The organism is Nitritalea sp., assembly GCF_054166705.1.
The window spans coordinates 83,634-99,797 of record NZ_JBSZCV010000004.1 but is presented as its reverse complement, the minus strand read 5'-3'; the positions used below and the strand labels follow the sequence as shown (position 1 = coordinate 99,797).

Genomic DNA, 16,164 nt, shown 5'->3' with positions numbered 1-16,164 from the left:
CATGTAAAAATTTTGTTTCACCTATTTATATAAACCCAATGAAAGAAGTATATATCGTCTCCGCCGTACGTACCCCTTTAGGCTCCTTTGGGGGGTCGCTGTCAGGATTTACTGCGGTAGAGCTAGGAAGTTTTGCGATAAAAGGTGCCTTAGAAAAGGCCGGTGTAGCGCCAGAGCATGTGGAAGAGGTGATCATGGGAAATGTGATCTCGGCTAACTTAGGGCAGGCACCAGCGCGTCAGGCGGCTGTGGGGGCAGGTATCGGCTATCAGGTGCCCTGTACGACGGTGAATAAAGTATGTTCTTCCGGCATGAAGGCGGTGATGTTCGCTGCTCAGGCTATTATGACCGGTCAGGCGGATGTAGTGGTCGCCGGTGGGATGGAAAGCATGTCGAATGTGCCTTACTATGTGCCCAAGGCGCGCTTTGGCTATAAGTATGGCAATGCCGAATTCGTAGACGGCTTGGTGAAGGATGGGCTTTTCGAGGCTTACTACAAGTTTCCGATGGGAAACTGTGCCGATAACACCGCCAAAGAAATGAACATCAGCCGCGAGGAGCAGGACACCTACGCGATTCAGTCCTACACCCGTTCGGCTGAAGCTTGGAAATCTGGTGCTTTTAAAGATGAAGTGATTCCTGTGGAGGTGAAAGACCGCAAGGGAAATGTGACCCTCATCGCAGAAGATGAGGAGTTTAAAAATGTCAACTTCGACAAAATCCCAAGCTTACGTCCTGTGTTCACCAAAGACGGCACGGTGACAGCGGCAAACGCCTCTACCATGAACGACGGTGCTTCTGCCTTGGTGCTTGTTTCGAAAGAAAAGGCACAGGAGCTCGGACTTCAGCCGATCGCCAAGATTCGCGGTTTTGCGGATGCAGCACAAGATCCGCTTTGGTTCACCACTGCTCCTGCGCTCGCGATTCCAAAAGCGATAAAGAATGCGGGAATCGAAGAAAACGATGTGGATTTCTACGAAATCAACGAGGCTTTCTCGGCGGTGGCGCTGGCGAACCAGAAGCAGCTAAATTTGGATGCCGATAAGCTTAATGTTTTCGGTGGGGCAGTGTCCCTAGGGCATCCGCTTGGTGCTTCAGGAGCTCGTATCATCAGCACATTATGTTCGGTTTTAGGTCAGAAGTCCGGGAAAATCGGCGTGGCAGGTATCTGTAATGGCGGTGGTGGAGCTTCTGCTATTGTGATCGAAAAGTTATAATTAGGCTGTCACTATCTAGGGCACAATCTATGTTTCCCAGATACGTTATGTTTTCAGCTGGACAAGCTCTTTTTCCTCCATGTGAGGGAGGAGAGCTTTCCTCGTTTTACTGGCCTGCCAGCGGTGCAGGTATTTGCTTGGAATGTTATGCGAAATTTTCTTTCTACATGTTTGAGTAGTCGCTTAGAATCGGTGAGGTTCTGGAGTGCCCTGCAGGTGCTGGCTGCCTTGCTACTTTTGGCCGAAGGCCTAGCGGCCCAAACCCTCCGTACCACCTATTATGATGGGCAGCGGCAGCGCATAAAGGAGCGCTATGAGGCGGTGGACACGATTCCCGTGGGACGCTATGAGCGCTTTTATGAGGATGGCTCCCTGGCGGTACGTGGTCGCTTTCGAGAGGGCTTGCAGGAGGGCCTTTTTGTGGATTACTACCCAGGAACAGGAGATACGGCTCGCACTGTCCACTATGCAGCGGGAAGAAGGGAAGGGGAGACCGTTTCTTACAGTACTGAAGGGATTATCTTACAGCGCAGCACGTATGTGGCGAACAAGTTGGAGGGACCTTCCATCACGTACTTCACTGATGGCAGCCCCCAACATAAGATGGAGTTTAAGGCCGACCGCCCGCATGGCCGGAAGGAGACCTTTCATCCTTCGGGCTACCTCCTGGAGGAAATGGAGTTTAAGGCAGGGGTGATCGAAGGGACCTTACGCCGGTTTTTCCCTGCTGGAGAGCTGCAGTATGAGGCGCGCTATAAGCGGGGGGTGTTGCATGGAGAGGAGCGCTCTTTTTTTGAAAATGGACAGCTGCGCAATACCGTCCGCTATAAAAAGGGCTATCAGCATGGCAAAACGGAGGCTTTCGATGTGGAGGGCCACCGTGTTCGAGCTGGAAAATATAGGAAGGGGGATCCCCATGGGGAGCAGTTGAGCTTCTACCCGGATGGCAGCATCGAGGAGCAGGCGGAGTACAAGCGCGGTATTCCTCGAGGGACGCATCGCGCCTTTTATGCAGATGGCACCGTGCAGCAGGAGGCGGAATACGATAACTTTGGGGACTTGATTCGTTTTCGAGAATATCATGCGAACGGCAAGTTGTCGCGAGAAATTCCCTTTCGTCGCGAGAAGGAGCATGGGCAGGCCCGCTATTACGATGAGCAGGGTCGGCTGACGCGCACGAAAACCTATGTGAACGGACAGGCAGAGGGACCGGAGGAGCTGTACGATGCTACGGGTAAGGTGGTGGAGCGAAAAGTCTTTCGCAAAGGAGTCTTGCTCCGCGAGGAAAAAGAAACTGCGGATGAAAGCGTAGAAAATGTGGAGCAAAGCCGGTAATTTTTCTATTTTTGTAGGCCGATGTCAGGCCATACTTTGAAAAGCAACGCATGAATAACGCAATAAAAGAAACCAATTTTCACTTTCCCGGACAGCGGGATTTTTACCGAGGAAAAGTCCGCGACGTGTACATGTGGGAGAAGGAGCTAGTGATCGTGGCTACGGACCGCATCTCAGCCTTCGATGTGGTGCTGCCACGGCCGATTCCGTATAAGGGGCAGGTGCTGAATCAGATAGCGGCTAAGTTTCTGGCTGCCACGGCAGACGTGGTGCCCAACTGGGTCCTAGCGCATCCCGACCCGAATGTAACGGTGGGTAGACGCTGCGAACCCTTTAAAGTGGAGATGGTGATTCGAGGTTATCTGGCCGGTCATGCAGCCCGCACCTATGCCAGTGGGGGTAGGGAGCTATGTGGGGTGCCTTTGCCCGAAGGGCTAAAAGAAAACGATCGCCTGCCAGAACCGATCATTACCCCCACCACAAAGGCTTCAGAGGGGCATGATGAAGACATCTCGCGGGAGGAAATTTTACGCCAGGGCATCGTCTCAGAGGCAGATTATGTGCAGCTCGAGGCCTATACACGCGCCCTTTTTGCCGCAGGCACGACCATGGCAGCCGAAAAGGGCCTTATCCTGGTAGATACCAAGTATGAATTCGGTAAGGTGGGGGATACGATATATCTGATCGATGAAATCCATACCCCGGACTCTTCCCGTTACTTCTATGCCGACACCTATGCCGAGTATCAAGAGAAAGGCTTGCCGCAGCGCCAGCTCTCCAAGGAATTTGTGCGTCAGTGGTTGATCGAAAAGGGTTTCCAAGGCAAGGAAGGGCAGGCGGTGCCCGAGATGCCAGATGCTTTCGTCGAGCAGATTTCGGCGCGCTATATTGAATTGTATGAGCGCATTACGGGGGAGACCTTCGAAAAGGCTCCTGCGGGTGCCGTCGCTTCACGGATAGAGGCAGCTATCCAGCAGTATGTGGCGGAGCAAAAAAAATAAACAAAACGTCGGTTTTTCAGTCCTAAAGAGGAGAAAAGCCTTAACCAATGAACCTTTATGAGATACGCGATTGAGAAAAAAGAAGATTATGTGGTGTTTACGCCGCAGATAGAAAAGATAGATTCTACCGTAGCGCCTAAGTTGAAGTCAGAGCTCCTGACCCTGCAGGCGGAAGGGTTCCAGCACCTGGTTCTTGATTTATCGCAGGTGAAATATGCCGATTCCAGTGGGCTAAGTGCACTGCTGGTGGGCAACAGAGAGTTTCGCAAGATGGGCGGTGTTTTCATTATTAATGGTGTCCAAGAGCATGTGATGAAATTGATCAAAATATCCATGCTGGATCAGATCTTTATGCTCAGCAAGGACCTGGAAGAGGCGGGCAAGATGATCTTTATTCACATGGTGAATGCCGAGGAAGAGGGGGAGCAGGAGTAGGAGTAAGTGAGCGCGGAGACTTTTGACATTACCATATTAGGAGCGAATTCAGCGGTGCCGGCGCATGGTCGGCATCCTAGCTCCCAGTACGTGCGCATCGGGCAGGACGCTCTGCTGATCGACTGCGGGGAGGGAACGCAGATGCAGCTGAAAAAATTTCGCTGCAAGTTGAATCGTATCGCCTACATTTTCATCAGTCATCTGCATGGGGATCACTTTTATGGATTGATCGGTCTGCTGAGTTCCATGCAGCTGCAGCGTCGCGAGCGGCTGCTAACGCTCATAGGCCCACCTGGTCTGGATGAAATCATCACGGTGCAGCTCAAGCACAGCCAGAGTGCATTGGAATTTCCACTGCGCTTTATAGCGGTGCAGCCTACGGAGAAGGAGCTGCTGGTGGAGGAGCCCGACTACAGGGTCTATGGTTTTCCGCTGCAGCATCGTATTCCCTGCACAGGTTTTCTGATCGAGGAAAAAATACCCTTTCGGAAGCTGAAAAAAGAAGCTTTACTAGCAGACAGACCCCCGGTAGAAGTCATCAAAGCCCTGCGCGAAGGGCGTGAGTGGGTGGACCCGCAGACAGGGGAGGTGCGGTATCCGCTCCACAAATATGCCTATCCGAGTCCTCAGGTGCGAAGTTACGCCTACTGCTCAGATACCAAATATTTTCCTGAGCTTGCCGACATGGTGCGCGGGGTTAGCCTGATGTATCATGAAAGTACCTTTAGCCAGGCAGATGCGCAGCGTGCCCTCGAGACGGGGCATTCGACGACGCGCGACGCGGCTTTTTCAGCACTTCGTGCGGATGCGGCAGAATTGCTATTGGGGCATTTTTCCAGCCGCTATGTGGATTTAGCGCCCCTGCTGGCTGAAGCCCAAACAATTTTCCCTTCCAGCTACTTATCAGAGGAAGGTAAGACATTTATCCCTAAAGTCAGGTAGCGTGAAACCATTAGCGATATTTAAGGAACCGGAGACAGGTGATGCTGAGGCACGGTACCAAAGTAAAAAAACCAATCTTTTCATCCTTTTATGTGGGATTTTCCTCACTAATGCCATTTTGGCGGAGATTATCGGGGTGAAAATCTTTTCTGGAGAATATACCCTGGGCCTGCAGCCTGCCGGCTGGACTATTTTTGGCGACTACGTCTTGGACTTTAACCTCACGGCAGGAGCGGTGATCTGGCCGATCGTATTTATCACCACAGACATAATTAATGAGTATTACGGAAAAAAGGGCGTGCGTAAAATCAGTTTTATTACAGCCTTCTTTATCGCCTACATCTTTTTTGTCATTGTGGCGGTAACCAACCTGCCGCCCGCGCCTTTTTGGCTCGAAGTAAATTCTCCCGACCCCGCCGGGCAGCCATTTGATATCGACTATGCATTTACGGTAATCTTTCGGCAGGGGCTGGGCATTATCATCGGCTCCCTGGTGGCATTTCTACTCGGACAGCTCATTGATGTCTATGTGTTCCAGAAGCTCCGTAAATTCACAGGCTCTAAAATGATCTGGCTGCGTGCTACTGGATCTACGCTCGTCTCCCAGTTTATCGACTCCTTCGTCGTACTGGTGATCGCCTTTTATATTTTTGGCAATTGGTCTTGGGCACAGGTGGCCTCGGTGGGAATCATCAATTATATCTACAAGTTCGGCGTGGCCGTCATGCTCACCCCACTGCTGTACCTGGGACACTATCTTATCGATCGTTACCTCGGTAAGGATGTTGCCGAGCGAATGACGGCGGAAGCCTCAGAGGACACCTCTTTTTTATAGGTTTTAACTGGCCTTACAGCCAGAAGTAGTTCTTTTCTGCTGTTGCTTGTGGTGAGGGCCTAGCGCTGTATGGGTCAGGGCTGTTTTACGGTATCCGAGACTATAGGATACCGTCTGCTAGACAAATAGGTGGTATTTCCATCCTTTGCCCCAGGGGGCAAAAGAAAAAGACCTCGCAAAGCTGCAGAGGTCTTTTTTTATAGCTGTCCACGCTTCCGTTTCGGGATAAAGGCCGAAACAGCTTAGCGAATAACGATCGGAAGCTTCAGCTTTTCCCAGCGCACCACGATACCAGGCGTTTCGATGCTGATGGACAGTTGTTCCTGACTTTCTTCCACAAACTCCGGCGTGGCCACAGTACGGATAACATCGAATTTTTCATCGTATTCGAAGTGTCCATGGGCGAGGTCCCATTCCTCGTTTAAGATGACTGTCCAGTCGCCATTTTCTTTAGGAATGGTAAACAGCGAATACTTGCCTGGTGCCACTTCTTTATCGCCTACCGTTAAGGTTTCGGTAAATTCGATGTAGGTAGCCTCATTAGCACCTGTTCTCCAAACATTATCGTAAGGGACTAACTCGCCCCATACCGTTCTTCCCTTAACAGAAGGAGCACCGTACTGAACGAAAAGTTGCTTGCCACTATCCAGGCTACCTTCTAAGGTGCGAAGCGGGCTGGCGCGCTCGTTTTTAGCCGGCAGTTCCATTTCCATTTCTTCGCTTTCAGCTTCTTGTGAGCCGCTGTCCGCTCCTCCGCAGCTGTAGAGGCCGAATACGGCCAAAACGCTAAGGGTTAGTAAGGTGATACGTGTTTTTTTCATGGTAAATCTTGGTTTACGCGGGTGAAATTACGATAAAACGCATGAAAATAAAGGCTTTTTGTTGTTTAAATTTTGTCTTAGGACCTCAGGGTCGGTTCTGATGTAGGATGTATGAGGAGGAGAGCGGTTAGGAAGTCGGCAACTTCCCTCGTTTCAGTGGTCATTTGGGGGGGTGGATGTGGAGCCTGTGAGTGGAACAAGGCCTTCCTGCGTGCTGCGCTAGTGTAAGGTAAACAGAAATAAATTCGGTCTGCTGCATGCGGACAAAGCAAAAAAACCTGTATTTTAGCTTTTAATGTCGCCACACCCTATTTCCGACGCTTAAGAATCCGAAACATGCGCTATTTCGCTTTTATACTTAGTCTGTTTATTTCCCTCACCCTGGCCGTGGCTTTGATTTTGCCCATAGGGCCTCTCCCTCCGCTGATTCACGTGCTGGACCCTCAAAAAGGATTTTGGGCAAATAGTTTTTCTGAGGATATGGTGCTGGAGGAGGAGCTGCAGCTGCCTGGCCTGGAAGCTCCCGTGCAGGTGTATTACGACGAGGCTTGGGTTCCCCATGTGTATGCCGAAAATGAGCGCGACCTGATGCGTGCCCAGGGCTTTGTGACGGCCCAGCATCGGCTGTGGCAGATGGAATTTCAAACGATGGCGGCAGCGGGCCGGATAGCCGAGTTGGTAGGAGACGTGGCCATCGACCTGGATCGCCAAACGCGACGCAAAGGCCTGCCCTTCGCCGCAGAGAATGGCCTGGAGTTTTTGAAACAAGAAGACCCGGAGACCTATGCCCTGGTAGAGGCTTTTTCGGAAGGTGTAAATGCCTATATGCAGCAGCTGAGCCCTGCGCGCCTGCCGGTGGAATACAAGCTTCTCAACTACCGTCCGGAACCGTGGAGCCCACTGAAGAGCATGTTGCTGCTTAAGTATATGGCAGACATGCTGGTGGGTGATAATGACTTGCAGTTCACGAATTTATTAGGCTACTTAGGCAAAGACCTGGTAGATGCTCTTTATCCAGATTTTCCTAGCATTCAGGATCCTGTTATCGAGGCAGAGAAGGCATGGACTTTTAAAGCCTTGCCTTTGCCGGAGGCGCCAGAAAACTTTCTGCCTGAAGGGGATGCCGGTCTTCATGCTTTACTTCCGAATCCGGAGCCGGGCGTGGGTAGTAACAACTGGGCCGTGTCGGGCGCACTGACAGCAGATGGCCGCCCCATACTTGCTAATGACCCCCATTTGGGCTTGAACTTACCGTCCATCTGGTTTGCCATGCAGCTGAGCTGTCCCTCCTACACGGTTAAAGGGGCTACCCTTCCGGGGGCCTTGGGGATCATTTCGGGCTTCAACAGACAGATCGCCTGGGGGGTGACGAATGCGACCCGAGATGCGCGGGACTGGTACCGAATTACCTTTAAGGATGCCTCTCGCAGTGAATATAAATACAATGGACAGTGGATCCAGAGCACGCTGCGTATCGAAGAAATTAAAGTAAAGGGACAGGCTCCCTTAGTAGATACTGTGGTGTACACCCACCACGGCCCTGTGGTCTACGATGCGGCCTTCCGCGCGGAACGCAAAGATGCGAACTATGCATTAAAATGGACAGCCCACGATCCGAGTAACGAGCAGCGTACCTTTCTGATGCTGAATCGAGCGAAAAATCATGAGGAGTACTTGGAAGCCCTCAGCCACTATACCTCACCCGCCCAAAACTTCGTCTTCGCCTCTGCCAGCGGAGATATCGCTATGAAGGTACAGGGTAAGTTTCCCCTAAAGTGGCCGGAGCAGGGCAAGTATTTGCTGGATGGAAACCTACCCGAGCATGAGTGGCAGGGTTATATTCCGAATGAGCATCACGCGGCCACCAAAAATCCTAAACGGGGCTTCGTGTCTTCTGCCAACCAGCATCCCGTGGCTGATAGCTACCCGTATTATGTTTTCGATTACTCGTATGAGCATTACCGAAATCGCCGCTTAAACGAGCGGCTGGCCTCCATGAACCGGATAACCCTTAAGGACATGAAAGCCCTTCAGTTCGATAATTATATGTTACACGCCGCGGAAGCGGTTCCGGCGCTGCTCCTTCGCTTAGGGGATGTGTCGGCCTTTACGGCCAAAGAGCAGGAAGTCATCGCCAAGCTTGCGGACTGGAACTTTTATACCCACCCGAATCAGGAGGAGCCTAGCTACTTTGACTTCTGGTGGAAGCTGGTAAAAGAAGGGATGTGGGAGCCTCTGCGCCAGCAGCCCGGCCTGCTGCTGCCGAATAATTTTGAAACCACTCGGCGACTGCAGGAAGGGCTAGAGCAGGAGGTGCTCACGCGGTTTCCAGAGCTAGCAGCAGAACCATTAAATGAGTTGATTCGCGATCGCTTTCAGCGTACGGTGGCACACTTGGATAGCCTGAAGCAGGTGGGGGAAAAGATCAACTGGGCCGATTATAAGCGTACCTCGATTTTGCATTTAGTGCCTAATTTCGTCCCCTTTTCGTATCAAAACATCTATACAGGTGGTGGGCGCGGCATCCTGAATGCCACCAGTGAGCGGCATGGAGCCAGCTGGCGCATGGTTGTGGCCATGGGCGAAGAGATCGAAGCGTATGGCATATACCCGGGTGGGCAGTCTGGAAATCCGGGGAGCAAGTTTTACGACAATTGGATCCATCCCTGGTCACTGGGTGAGTACCACCCGATGCCACTCTACCCGATAGAGGAGGCCGAGGCCTTGTTTACCCATTCACTCTTAGTTCCATAAACCATGAAATTCTTTATACTGCTTGTATGTGTTGCCTTGCTTGGGTTTTTTGCCGGTCCTTTTGTGCCGCATTACGTGCTAATGCTGCTGATCGCACTTTTCGCATTTCTGCTGAATAGCGGGGGCTGGGCGGCATTTATGGGTGGCGGTTTGGGTCTAGGGCTCTTGTGGTTCGGGCTTAGCACTTATACGGCCATTGTGACGGAGTCAGCACTTCCCGACCGCATGGCGCAGCTTTTTCAGCTGCCGGATCCGGCCTATTTAGCGCTGCTTACGGCTTTAGTGGGCTTTTTACTCGGTGGGTTTTCCGCCCTGACGGGCAAAACACTTCGTGCTATCTTTTCTCCTAAAGCACGCGTACAGCCTTATCGGTAGGGGCTTTCGGTCTTAGAGGGAGAGGCTTCTCTGCCTTTCGGCGAAAAGCTGTATCTTTAAGCCAAATTTTGAAGAAGTATTCCCATGAATGTGAAACGCTATTTTTTAATGAGCCTAGCAGTCTTCGGCTGTGTACTTGCACTGCAGGCCCAGCAGCTGAATGACCTGCGTAACCTACAAGTAGAGCAGCTTTCTGATCGGCAGCTGGTGCAGCTCATGGAGCGTGCCGCCGAACAGGGCCTATCAGAAAGTCAGGTGCTCGACTTAGCGCGTGCTCAGGGTTTGCCGGAAAGGCAGCGTCAGGCACTCGCGCAGCGCCTGCGTGAGCTCCCGAAGCCGAGAGGGCGTAGAGGCGAGAGTGCTTCTGGCCGCACTGGATATGAACGGGGTACTCTGCGTACAGAAGAGCAACTGCCTGGCGGAGGCCTAAGGGGCGGGCGGGTAGCTGGCAGTAGCTTGGCTGCCGAGGGAGATGCAGACAGCCTATCGCTGGCACAAGTATTCGCCCAGATCGATGGACTTAGTCCTTTACAAAAACAGATTTTCGGGTTTACGCTCTTTGAAGGTGCAGCAGAAGCTTTTGCCCCTAATTACAACTTAGCTACGCCGGGAAATTATGTTTTGGGTCCCGGGGATGCGCTTTTCGTGGATATCTACGGTGCCTCAGAGATCAGTTTTGACTGGCAGATCAATCCAGAGGGAGAGGTGCTGCTGCCCCAGCTAGGTCCCCTGACGTTAGCAGGCCTTACGGTGGAAGAAGCCAAACAGCGGCTTCGAGAGCGCCTTGCGTCCCAGTATGCAGGGCTTCGTGGAAGTCCTGCAGACACTTTTTTGGCCCTTCGAGTCGGTAATACCCGCAGCATCCGAGTCACTTTAGTAGGCGATGTGAAGCGTCCCGGGGCCTATCAGCTACCCGCCTTCGCACAGACGTTTAATGCCCTTTACGCCGCTGGAGGGCCTACCGAAAATGGGTCTTTTCGAACGATCCAACTGTATCGGGGCAATACGCTCTTAGCTACGTTGGACCTGTATGCCTTTATGTTAGGGGGTAGCCATGAGGGCAATCGTCTGCTCCAAGACAATGATGTCATCGTGGTCCCGCCTTACCAGCGTCGTGTCGCTTGGGAAGGAGCCGTGCGCCGCCCAGGGCTTTATGAATTAAGCCCAGATGAGCGACTCGAAGACCTGTTCCGTTTTAGCGGTGGCCCTGCTGCCGGTGCTTTTACCGAGCGCTTACAGGTGCAGCGACTGGAAGGTGGCCAGCAGCGTCTTTTGAGCGTGCGCAAGGATGCATTTTCGAACTTTGCTTTGGCCGACGGGGACCGTATTGCGGTGGCAGAGGCACTAGAGCGTTTTGAAAATCGGGTGCAAGTGACCGGTTCGGTCTTTCGTGCAGGGGCGTATATGTTGGCCGAAGGCATGGGCATTCGTGCGCTTATTCAGGAAGCGGAAGGGCTGCGGGAGGATGCCTTTACTGCGCGTGCGACGCTTTATCGGGTAGGGACAGACATGCAGCAGGAGGCCCTGGAACTAAATTTAGGTGCCATCCTCTCTGGTCAGCAGGAGGATATTCTGCTGCGACGGGAGGATGTGCTTGATGTACGCTCCATTTTTGATTTACAGGAAGAGGTTTTTGTCCAGATAAGTGGTCAGGTGAATAGGCCCGGACCCTTTCCTTTCCGGCGTAACATGACGGTGGGTGAGTTGATTTTGCGTGCTGGTGGTTTGAAGCAGTCAGGCAGCCTCGAGCGCGTGGAAATTGCCCGAAGGGCAAAGGGCCCTGACGGCGCACAGGTGATGGAGCTCATCCCGCTGAATTTACCTCAGGACTGGAGCCTATCCGACGCCGAGGCGCAAGTGCCCCTGATGGCTTTCGACCATGTATTTATTCGGCAGCAGGCTGGTTTTCGTCGGGAGCAGCTGGTTGAAATCCAAGGGGAGGTAGCCTTTCCGGGGACCTATGCGCTGCGGACGCCGAATGAACGCATTTCAGATGTGATCGCACGTGCGGGAGGCTTAACGGACTTCGCCTATGCACCGGGGGCCACGCTGATACGGAGGACAGAATTTTACCAAGAAAAAACGGATTTCGAGCGGAAGGAGCAAATTCTCCGACAGATCGCACGCCGGATGGAGGAGGCTGAGCTGAATGAAGCAGACCAGCTTTACCTGGAGCGTTTGCAAAGGACCCTGGCCGATAAGACTCTCTTAGCGGAGGAGCTTTCCGCGGAACGCTTGCTGCGAAATGCAGCGGCCAAGTTTCGGGAGGAACGGCTGCGCAGTGATCGTATGGCTTTCGGAGAAGAAAATGAAGAAGGAGAGCGAGAGGAAGGGCTTTTCAAGCAGCAAGAGCTGGTAGGAATCGATTTAGCCCAAATCCTCAGCAGCCCCGGTGCTGCCGGCAATCTCCGTTTAGAAGAGGGAGATATCATTCGTGTGCCGAAAGAATTACAGACAGTACGCATTCGCGGAGAGGTTTTATTTCCCACTACGGTACGCTATCGGGAGTTTAGTGGACTGCCCGCTTATATTACCCGTTCGGGAGGCTACTCTGAGCAGGCGCGCAAGCGCAAAGCCTATGTCGTCTATGCGAATGGCGACGTGAAGCGCACCCGAAACTTCTTATTTATACGCTTCCACCCGATTATCGCACCCGGCTCGGAGATTATCGTGCCGAAAAAGCCTGAGCGAGAACGGCTGCCAGCGCAGGCCTGGGTCGGGCTGGCTACGGGCTTGGCTTCCTTAGGCTTGATTATCGCGAATATCGTGCAGTAAGCGGTTAAAGGAGACAAGGCGAAAACATGGCGATTAAGCGCCTTCCGCTTTGTTTTCTTTCGATTGCGTCTTACTTTTACATACCTTTATGTTTTTACTAGAAACTAATAACTTTTATTCAAGATGAAAATTACCAAAATTTGTTGTATCGGCGCAGGATATGTGGGAGGCCCTACCATGGCAGTGATCGCCCAGAAGTGCCCGGATATAACGGTTACTGTGGTGGATATCAACCAGGCGCGGATAGATGCATGGAATGGCGAAGATCTCGATAAGCTTCCTGTTTACGAACCGGGCCTAGATCAAGTGGTCGCCGAAGCACGTGGAAGGAATTTATTTTTTTCAACAGACGTAAACAAGGCCATCGATGAAGCGCAGATGGTCTTTATTTCTGTAAATACACCTACCAAAACATACGGTGAGGGGAAAGGCATGGCGGCGGATCTGAAATGGGTGGAGCTCTGTGCTCGCCAAATCGCGGCTGCTTCGACCTCAGATAAAATTGTGGTGGAGAAATCTACTTTGCCGGTGCGCACCGCACAGGCGGTGAAAGACATTTTGGATAACACGGGCGGTGGTCGTAAGTTTCAAATCTTATCCAATCCCGAATTCTTAGCCGAAGGTACTGCAGTAGAAGATTTATTGGCTCCTGATCGTGTCCTTATAGGAGGAGATCCAGGTCCCGAAGGTCAGGAGGCGATCGAAGCGCTGGTCAGTGTCTATGCGGCTTGGGTGCCAAGGGAGCGGATTTTAACGACCAATATCTGGTCATCGGAGCTTTCCAAGTTGACAGCAAACGCCTTCCTGGCGCAGCGTGTTTCTTCGATAAATGCGATCTCGGAGCTTTGTGAGCAGACGGGCGCAGATGTAACAGAGGTGGCGCGCGCGATCGGCGCTGACAGCCGCATCGGTCCTAAGTTCTTGAAGGCTTCTGTGGGCTTTGGGGGCTCTTGCTTCCAAAAAGATATTTTGAACATGGTGTACATTTCCCGCAGCTATGGGCTCACGGAAGTAGCCGATTACTGGGAGCAGGTCATCAAGATGAACGACCATCAGAAGGCTCGTTTCGCGAAAAATATCATCAAGTCTCTCTATAATACCGTAAACGGAAAGAAAATCACCTTCCTAGGCTGGGCATTTAAAAAGGATACCAACGATACGCGGGAATCTGCCGCCATCTATGTGGCCGATCATTTAATTAATGAACAAGCGCAGATCACCGTTTATGATCCGAAGGTAAGCGAAGAAAAAATCTACGCTGATTTAGAATATCTTAATACGCGCTCTCCGGAGGAAATTCGTCGCCTAGTAAAGGTAGTGCAGGATCCTTACGAAGCCTGTCTGGATGCCCATGCTGTAGCCATTTTGACGGAGTGGGATGAGTTTTTAGGCTATGATTGGCAACGTATTTATGAAACAATGCTGAAGCCTGCCAAGGTCTTTGATGGTAGAAATATTTTACCACATGAGGAGCTGAAAACCATGGGATTCCGTGTGCAGTCCATCGGTAAAGCGGTACAGTAGCTTTCCCTCACCTAAAAGAACGTACGATGAAAGGAATCATTTTAGCGGGCGGGTCGGGCACGCGCCTGCATCCCATCACAAAAGGGACATCAAAGCAGCTTTTGGCTATTTACGATAAGCCGATGGTCTATTATCCGCTGTCCGTGCTGATGCTAGCCGGTATCCAGGATATACTTCTCATCAGCACCCCCGATGACTTGCCGAATTTTAAAAAACTTTTCGGAGATGGGTCCACCTTGGGGATTCGGCTGTCCTATGCCGAGCAGCCGAGTCCGGATGGTTTGGCGCAAGCCTTCCTTATCGGGGCCGACTTCATCGGGGAAGACGATGTATGCCTGGTCTTAGGAGATAATATTTTCTATGGGGATGGCATGTCGCAGCTCCTTAAAAATGCCCGAACCGCCCTTGAAAAAAAGCAGGAAGCCACGGTTTTCGGATACTATGTAAATGATCCCGAGCGCTATGGGGTAGTCGCCTTCGATGCCTCCGGTAAAGCCTATGCGATCGAAGAAAAACCATCGAAACCGAAAAGCAATTATGCGGTCGTCGGGCTCTATTTTTACCCGAATGATGTGGTGCAGGTGGCTAAAACCATTGAGCCTAGCGAACGTGGGGAGTTGGAAATCACTAGTGTCAACCAGCACTACCTGCAGGCAGATCGCCTCAGTGTCCAGATGATGGGCAGGGGGTACGCGTGGCTTGACACAGGTACCCATGAGTCGATGATGGAAGCTTCCAGCTTTATCTATGCCATCGAAAAGCGGCAGGGATTGAAGGTAGCTTGCTTGGAGGAAATCGCATTTGATAAGGGCTGGATCTCTGCTGCAGACCTCGAAAAACAGGCAGAAATGCTAAAAAAGAGCTCTTACGGGCAGTATCTGTTAAAGCGCATCGCACAAGTACATCAAGATGGAGGCGAATAAAAAAATTTGGCTTAGCCCTCCCCACATGGGAGGAAAGGAGCAGGTATACGTACAAGAGGCCTTCGCCGGCAACTGGATCGCGCCAGTGGGCGAAAACCTAAATAAATTCGAGGAAGCAATCGTGGCGGCCACCGACTGTGGACATGCGGCGGCCATTACTTCCGGGACGGCAGGCATCCACTTGGCTCTTCTTCTTTCGGGGGTAGGGCCTGGAGATTATGTTTTGTGCCAGTCGCTGACCTTTTGCGCGAGCGCAAACCCCATCCGCTACCTGGGGGCTATCCCTGTGTTTATCGGCAGTGAGCCCAAGAGCTGGAATATGTGCCCGAAAGCCCTGGAAGAGGCTATCCAAGCTTGTATGAACGGAGAAATTAAGCAGTTCGCCCAAGCAGACTGTCCAGATTATGAACAGCTTACCGCTAAAAAGCCAAAGGCTATCCTTCCCGTGCATCTTTACGGTATGCCCGCGGACATGGAGCAGATTTCAGCAGTGGCCGATAGGTATGCGATTCCGGTGGTGGAGGATGCAGCCGAAGCACTGGGTGCCTCTTATCGGGGGAAGGCCTGTGGGACCTTCGGAGATTTTGGTATTTACTCCTTTAATGGAAATAAGATCATCACTACCTCGGGGGGTGGGGCCATCGTCTCACAAGATGCTGCTAAGATCGCTCATGCAAGGCATTTAGCCACTCAGGCGCGCGATCCAGCACCTCATTATCAGCATACAGAGATTGGCTATAACTATCGTCTTAGTAATGTGAGTGCGGGAATCGGCCGGGGCCAAATGGAGGTGTTAAGCGAGTGGGTCAACAGGAGACGCCGCAACCACACCTTTTATAAGGAGGCGCTAGGGAAATTACCGGGTGTTCAGTTCCTAGAGGAGCAGCCGAATACCTATGCCAACCATTGGTTGACCTGTATGTTAATAGACCCTGCCTTAAGTGGTGGGGTCGATAGAGAAGCTATTCGCTTGCATCTAGAGGCAGAAAATATCGAGTCGCGTCCGATTTGGAAGCCCATGCACCAGCAACCAGTATTTGCATCTTTCCCTTATGTAGGGGATAAAACTGCAGACAGGGTCTTCGACATGGGGCTTTGCTTACCGAGTGGCTCTGCTATGGAAAAAGAAGATCTTGAGCGTGTGGTTCAAGCCATACAGGCCTGTTTCCAAGCTGTTGCTGAGCAGGCAGGGTAAGCTTAATTTTTAAGAAGTGTGCCAAAGAGCTG

The 16,164-nt window shown here is 51.9% G+C and carries 13 protein-coding genes; 12 read left to right on the top strand and 1 reads right to left on the bottom strand.

Going from position 1 to position 16,164, the window contains the following annotated elements; genetic code table 11:
- The first annotated feature begins 38 nt into the window (after window positions 1–38).
- The 6 genes from ACXIT9_RS01410 (at window position 39) to ACXIT9_RS01385 (ending at window position 5,765) form a co-directional block, all read left to right on the top strand.
- Window positions 39–1,217, top strand: a complete 1,179-nt coding sequence (locus ACXIT9_RS01410; RefSeq protein ID WP_458054457.1) for an acetyl-CoA C-acyltransferase — start codon at window positions 39–41, stop codon at window positions 1,215–1,217.
- Between the two features lie 171 nt (window positions 1,218–1,388).
- Window positions 1,389–2,552 (top strand): toxin-antitoxin system YwqK family antitoxin, encoded by a 1,164-nt coding sequence (locus ACXIT9_RS01405; RefSeq protein WP_458054456.1) that lies wholly within the window; start codon window positions 1,389–1,391, stop codon window positions 2,550–2,552.
- A 50-nt stretch (window positions 2,553–2,602) separates the two neighbouring features.
- Complete coding sequence (locus ACXIT9_RS01400) at window positions 2,603–3,553, top strand: phosphoribosylaminoimidazolesuccinocarboxamide synthase (RefSeq protein ID WP_458054455.1); 951 nt, start codon at window positions 2,603–2,605, stop codon at window positions 3,551–3,553.
- Window positions 3,554–3,610: 57 nt separating this feature from the next.
- Window positions 3,611–3,988: an STAS domain-containing protein gene (locus ACXIT9_RS01395; RefSeq protein ID WP_458054454.1), complete on the top strand. Its 378-nt coding sequence runs from the start codon at window positions 3,611–3,613 to the stop codon at window positions 3,986–3,988.
- A 6-nt stretch (window positions 3,989–3,994) separates the two neighbouring features.
- A complete protein-coding gene (locus ACXIT9_RS01390) occupies window positions 3,995–4,930 on the top strand; it encodes a ribonuclease Z (RefSeq protein ID WP_458054453.1) in 936 nt (311 codons plus the stop codon).
- Window position 4,931: 1 nt separating this feature from the next.
- A complete protein-coding gene (locus ACXIT9_RS01385; protein ID WP_458054452.1) occupies window positions 4,932–5,765 on the top strand; it encodes a queuosine precursor transporter in 834 nt (277 codons plus the stop codon).
- A 242-nt stretch (window positions 5,766–6,007) separates the two neighbouring features.
- Here the strand turns inward: ACXIT9_RS01385 and ACXIT9_RS01380 are convergent, their stop codons facing one another.
- Window positions 6,008–6,586, bottom strand: a complete 579-nt coding sequence (locus ACXIT9_RS01380; RefSeq protein ID WP_458054451.1) for a DUF2911 domain-containing protein — start codon at window positions 6,584–6,586, stop codon at window positions 6,008–6,010.
- A 336-nt stretch (window positions 6,587–6,922) separates the two neighbouring features.
- On the opposite strand from ACXIT9_RS01380, the gene ACXIT9_RS01375 reads away from it, so the two are divergent.
- The 6 genes from ACXIT9_RS01375 to ACXIT9_RS01350 all read left to right on the top strand — a co-directional run bounded on the left by ACXIT9_RS01375 (window position 6,923) and on the right by ACXIT9_RS01350 (window position 16,132).
- Complete coding sequence (locus ACXIT9_RS01375; RefSeq protein ID WP_458054450.1) at window positions 6,923–9,340, top strand: penicillin acylase family protein; 2,418 nt, start codon at window positions 6,923–6,925, stop codon at window positions 9,338–9,340.
- A 3-nt stretch (window positions 9,341–9,343) separates the two neighbouring features.
- Window positions 9,344–9,715: a hypothetical protein gene (locus ACXIT9_RS01370; protein WP_458054449.1), complete on the top strand. Its 372-nt coding sequence runs from the start codon at window positions 9,344–9,346 to the stop codon at window positions 9,713–9,715.
- A 108-nt stretch (window positions 9,716–9,823) separates the two neighbouring features.
- Complete coding sequence (locus tag ACXIT9_RS01365) at window positions 9,824–12,490, top strand: SLBB domain-containing protein (protein ID WP_458054448.1); 2,667 nt, start codon at window positions 9,824–9,826, stop codon at window positions 12,488–12,490.
- Between the two features lie 123 nt (window positions 12,491–12,613).
- Window positions 12,614–14,014 (top strand): UDP-glucose 6-dehydrogenase, encoded by a 1,401-nt coding sequence (locus tag ACXIT9_RS01360; RefSeq protein WP_458054447.1) that lies wholly within the window; start codon window positions 12,614–12,616, stop codon window positions 14,012–14,014.
- A 26-nt stretch (window positions 14,015–14,040) separates the two neighbouring features.
- Window positions 14,041–14,937 (top strand): glucose-1-phosphate thymidylyltransferase RfbA, encoded by an 897-nt coding sequence (rfbA, locus tag ACXIT9_RS01355; RefSeq protein ID WP_458054446.1) that lies wholly within the window; start codon window positions 14,041–14,043, stop codon window positions 14,935–14,937.
- A 25-nt stretch (window positions 14,938–14,962) separates the two neighbouring features.
- Window positions 14,963–16,132: a DegT/DnrJ/EryC1/StrS family aminotransferase gene (locus tag ACXIT9_RS01350; protein ID WP_458054445.1), complete on the top strand. Its 1,170-nt coding sequence runs from the start codon at window positions 14,963–14,965 to the stop codon at window positions 16,130–16,132.
- The last annotated feature ends 32 nt before the right edge of the window (window positions 16,133–16,164 follow it).

Bases quoted from the DNA above. Each gene is read 5' to 3' on its own strand.
- ACXIT9_RS01410 (WP_458054457.1), top strand. From the start codon at position 39: ATGAAAGAAGTATATATCGTCTCCGCCGTACGTACCCCTTTAGGCTCC.
- ACXIT9_RS01400 (WP_458054455.1), top strand. From the start codon at position 2,603: ATGAATAACGCAATAAAAGAAACCAATTTTCACTTTCCCGGACAGCGG.
- ACXIT9_RS01395 (WP_458054454.1), top strand. From the start codon at position 3,611: ATGAGATACGCGATTGAGAAAAAAGAAGATTATGTGGTGTTTACGCCG.
- ACXIT9_RS01380 (WP_458054451.1), bottom strand. From the start codon at position 6,586: ATGAAAAAAACACGTATCACCTTACTAACCCTTAGCGTTTTGGCCGTA.
- ACXIT9_RS01375 (WP_458054450.1), top strand. From the start codon at position 6,923: ATGCGCTATTTCGCTTTTATACTTAGTCTGTTTATTTCCCTCACCCTG.
- ACXIT9_RS01370 (WP_458054449.1), top strand. From the start codon at position 9,344: ATGAAATTCTTTATACTGCTTGTATGTGTTGCCTTGCTTGGGTTTTTT.
- ACXIT9_RS01365 (WP_458054448.1), top strand. From the start codon at position 9,824: ATGAGCCTAGCAGTCTTCGGCTGTGTACTTGCACTGCAGGCCCAGCAG.
- ACXIT9_RS01360 (WP_458054447.1), top strand. From the start codon at position 12,614: ATGAAAATTACCAAAATTTGTTGTATCGGCGCAGGATATGTGGGAGGC.
- rfbA (WP_458054446.1), top strand. From the start codon at position 14,041: ATGAAAGGAATCATTTTAGCGGGCGGGTCGGGCACGCGCCTGCATCCC.
- ACXIT9_RS01350 (WP_458054445.1), top strand. From the start codon at position 14,963: ATGGGAGGAAAGGAGCAGGTATACGTACAAGAGGCCTTCGCCGGCAAC.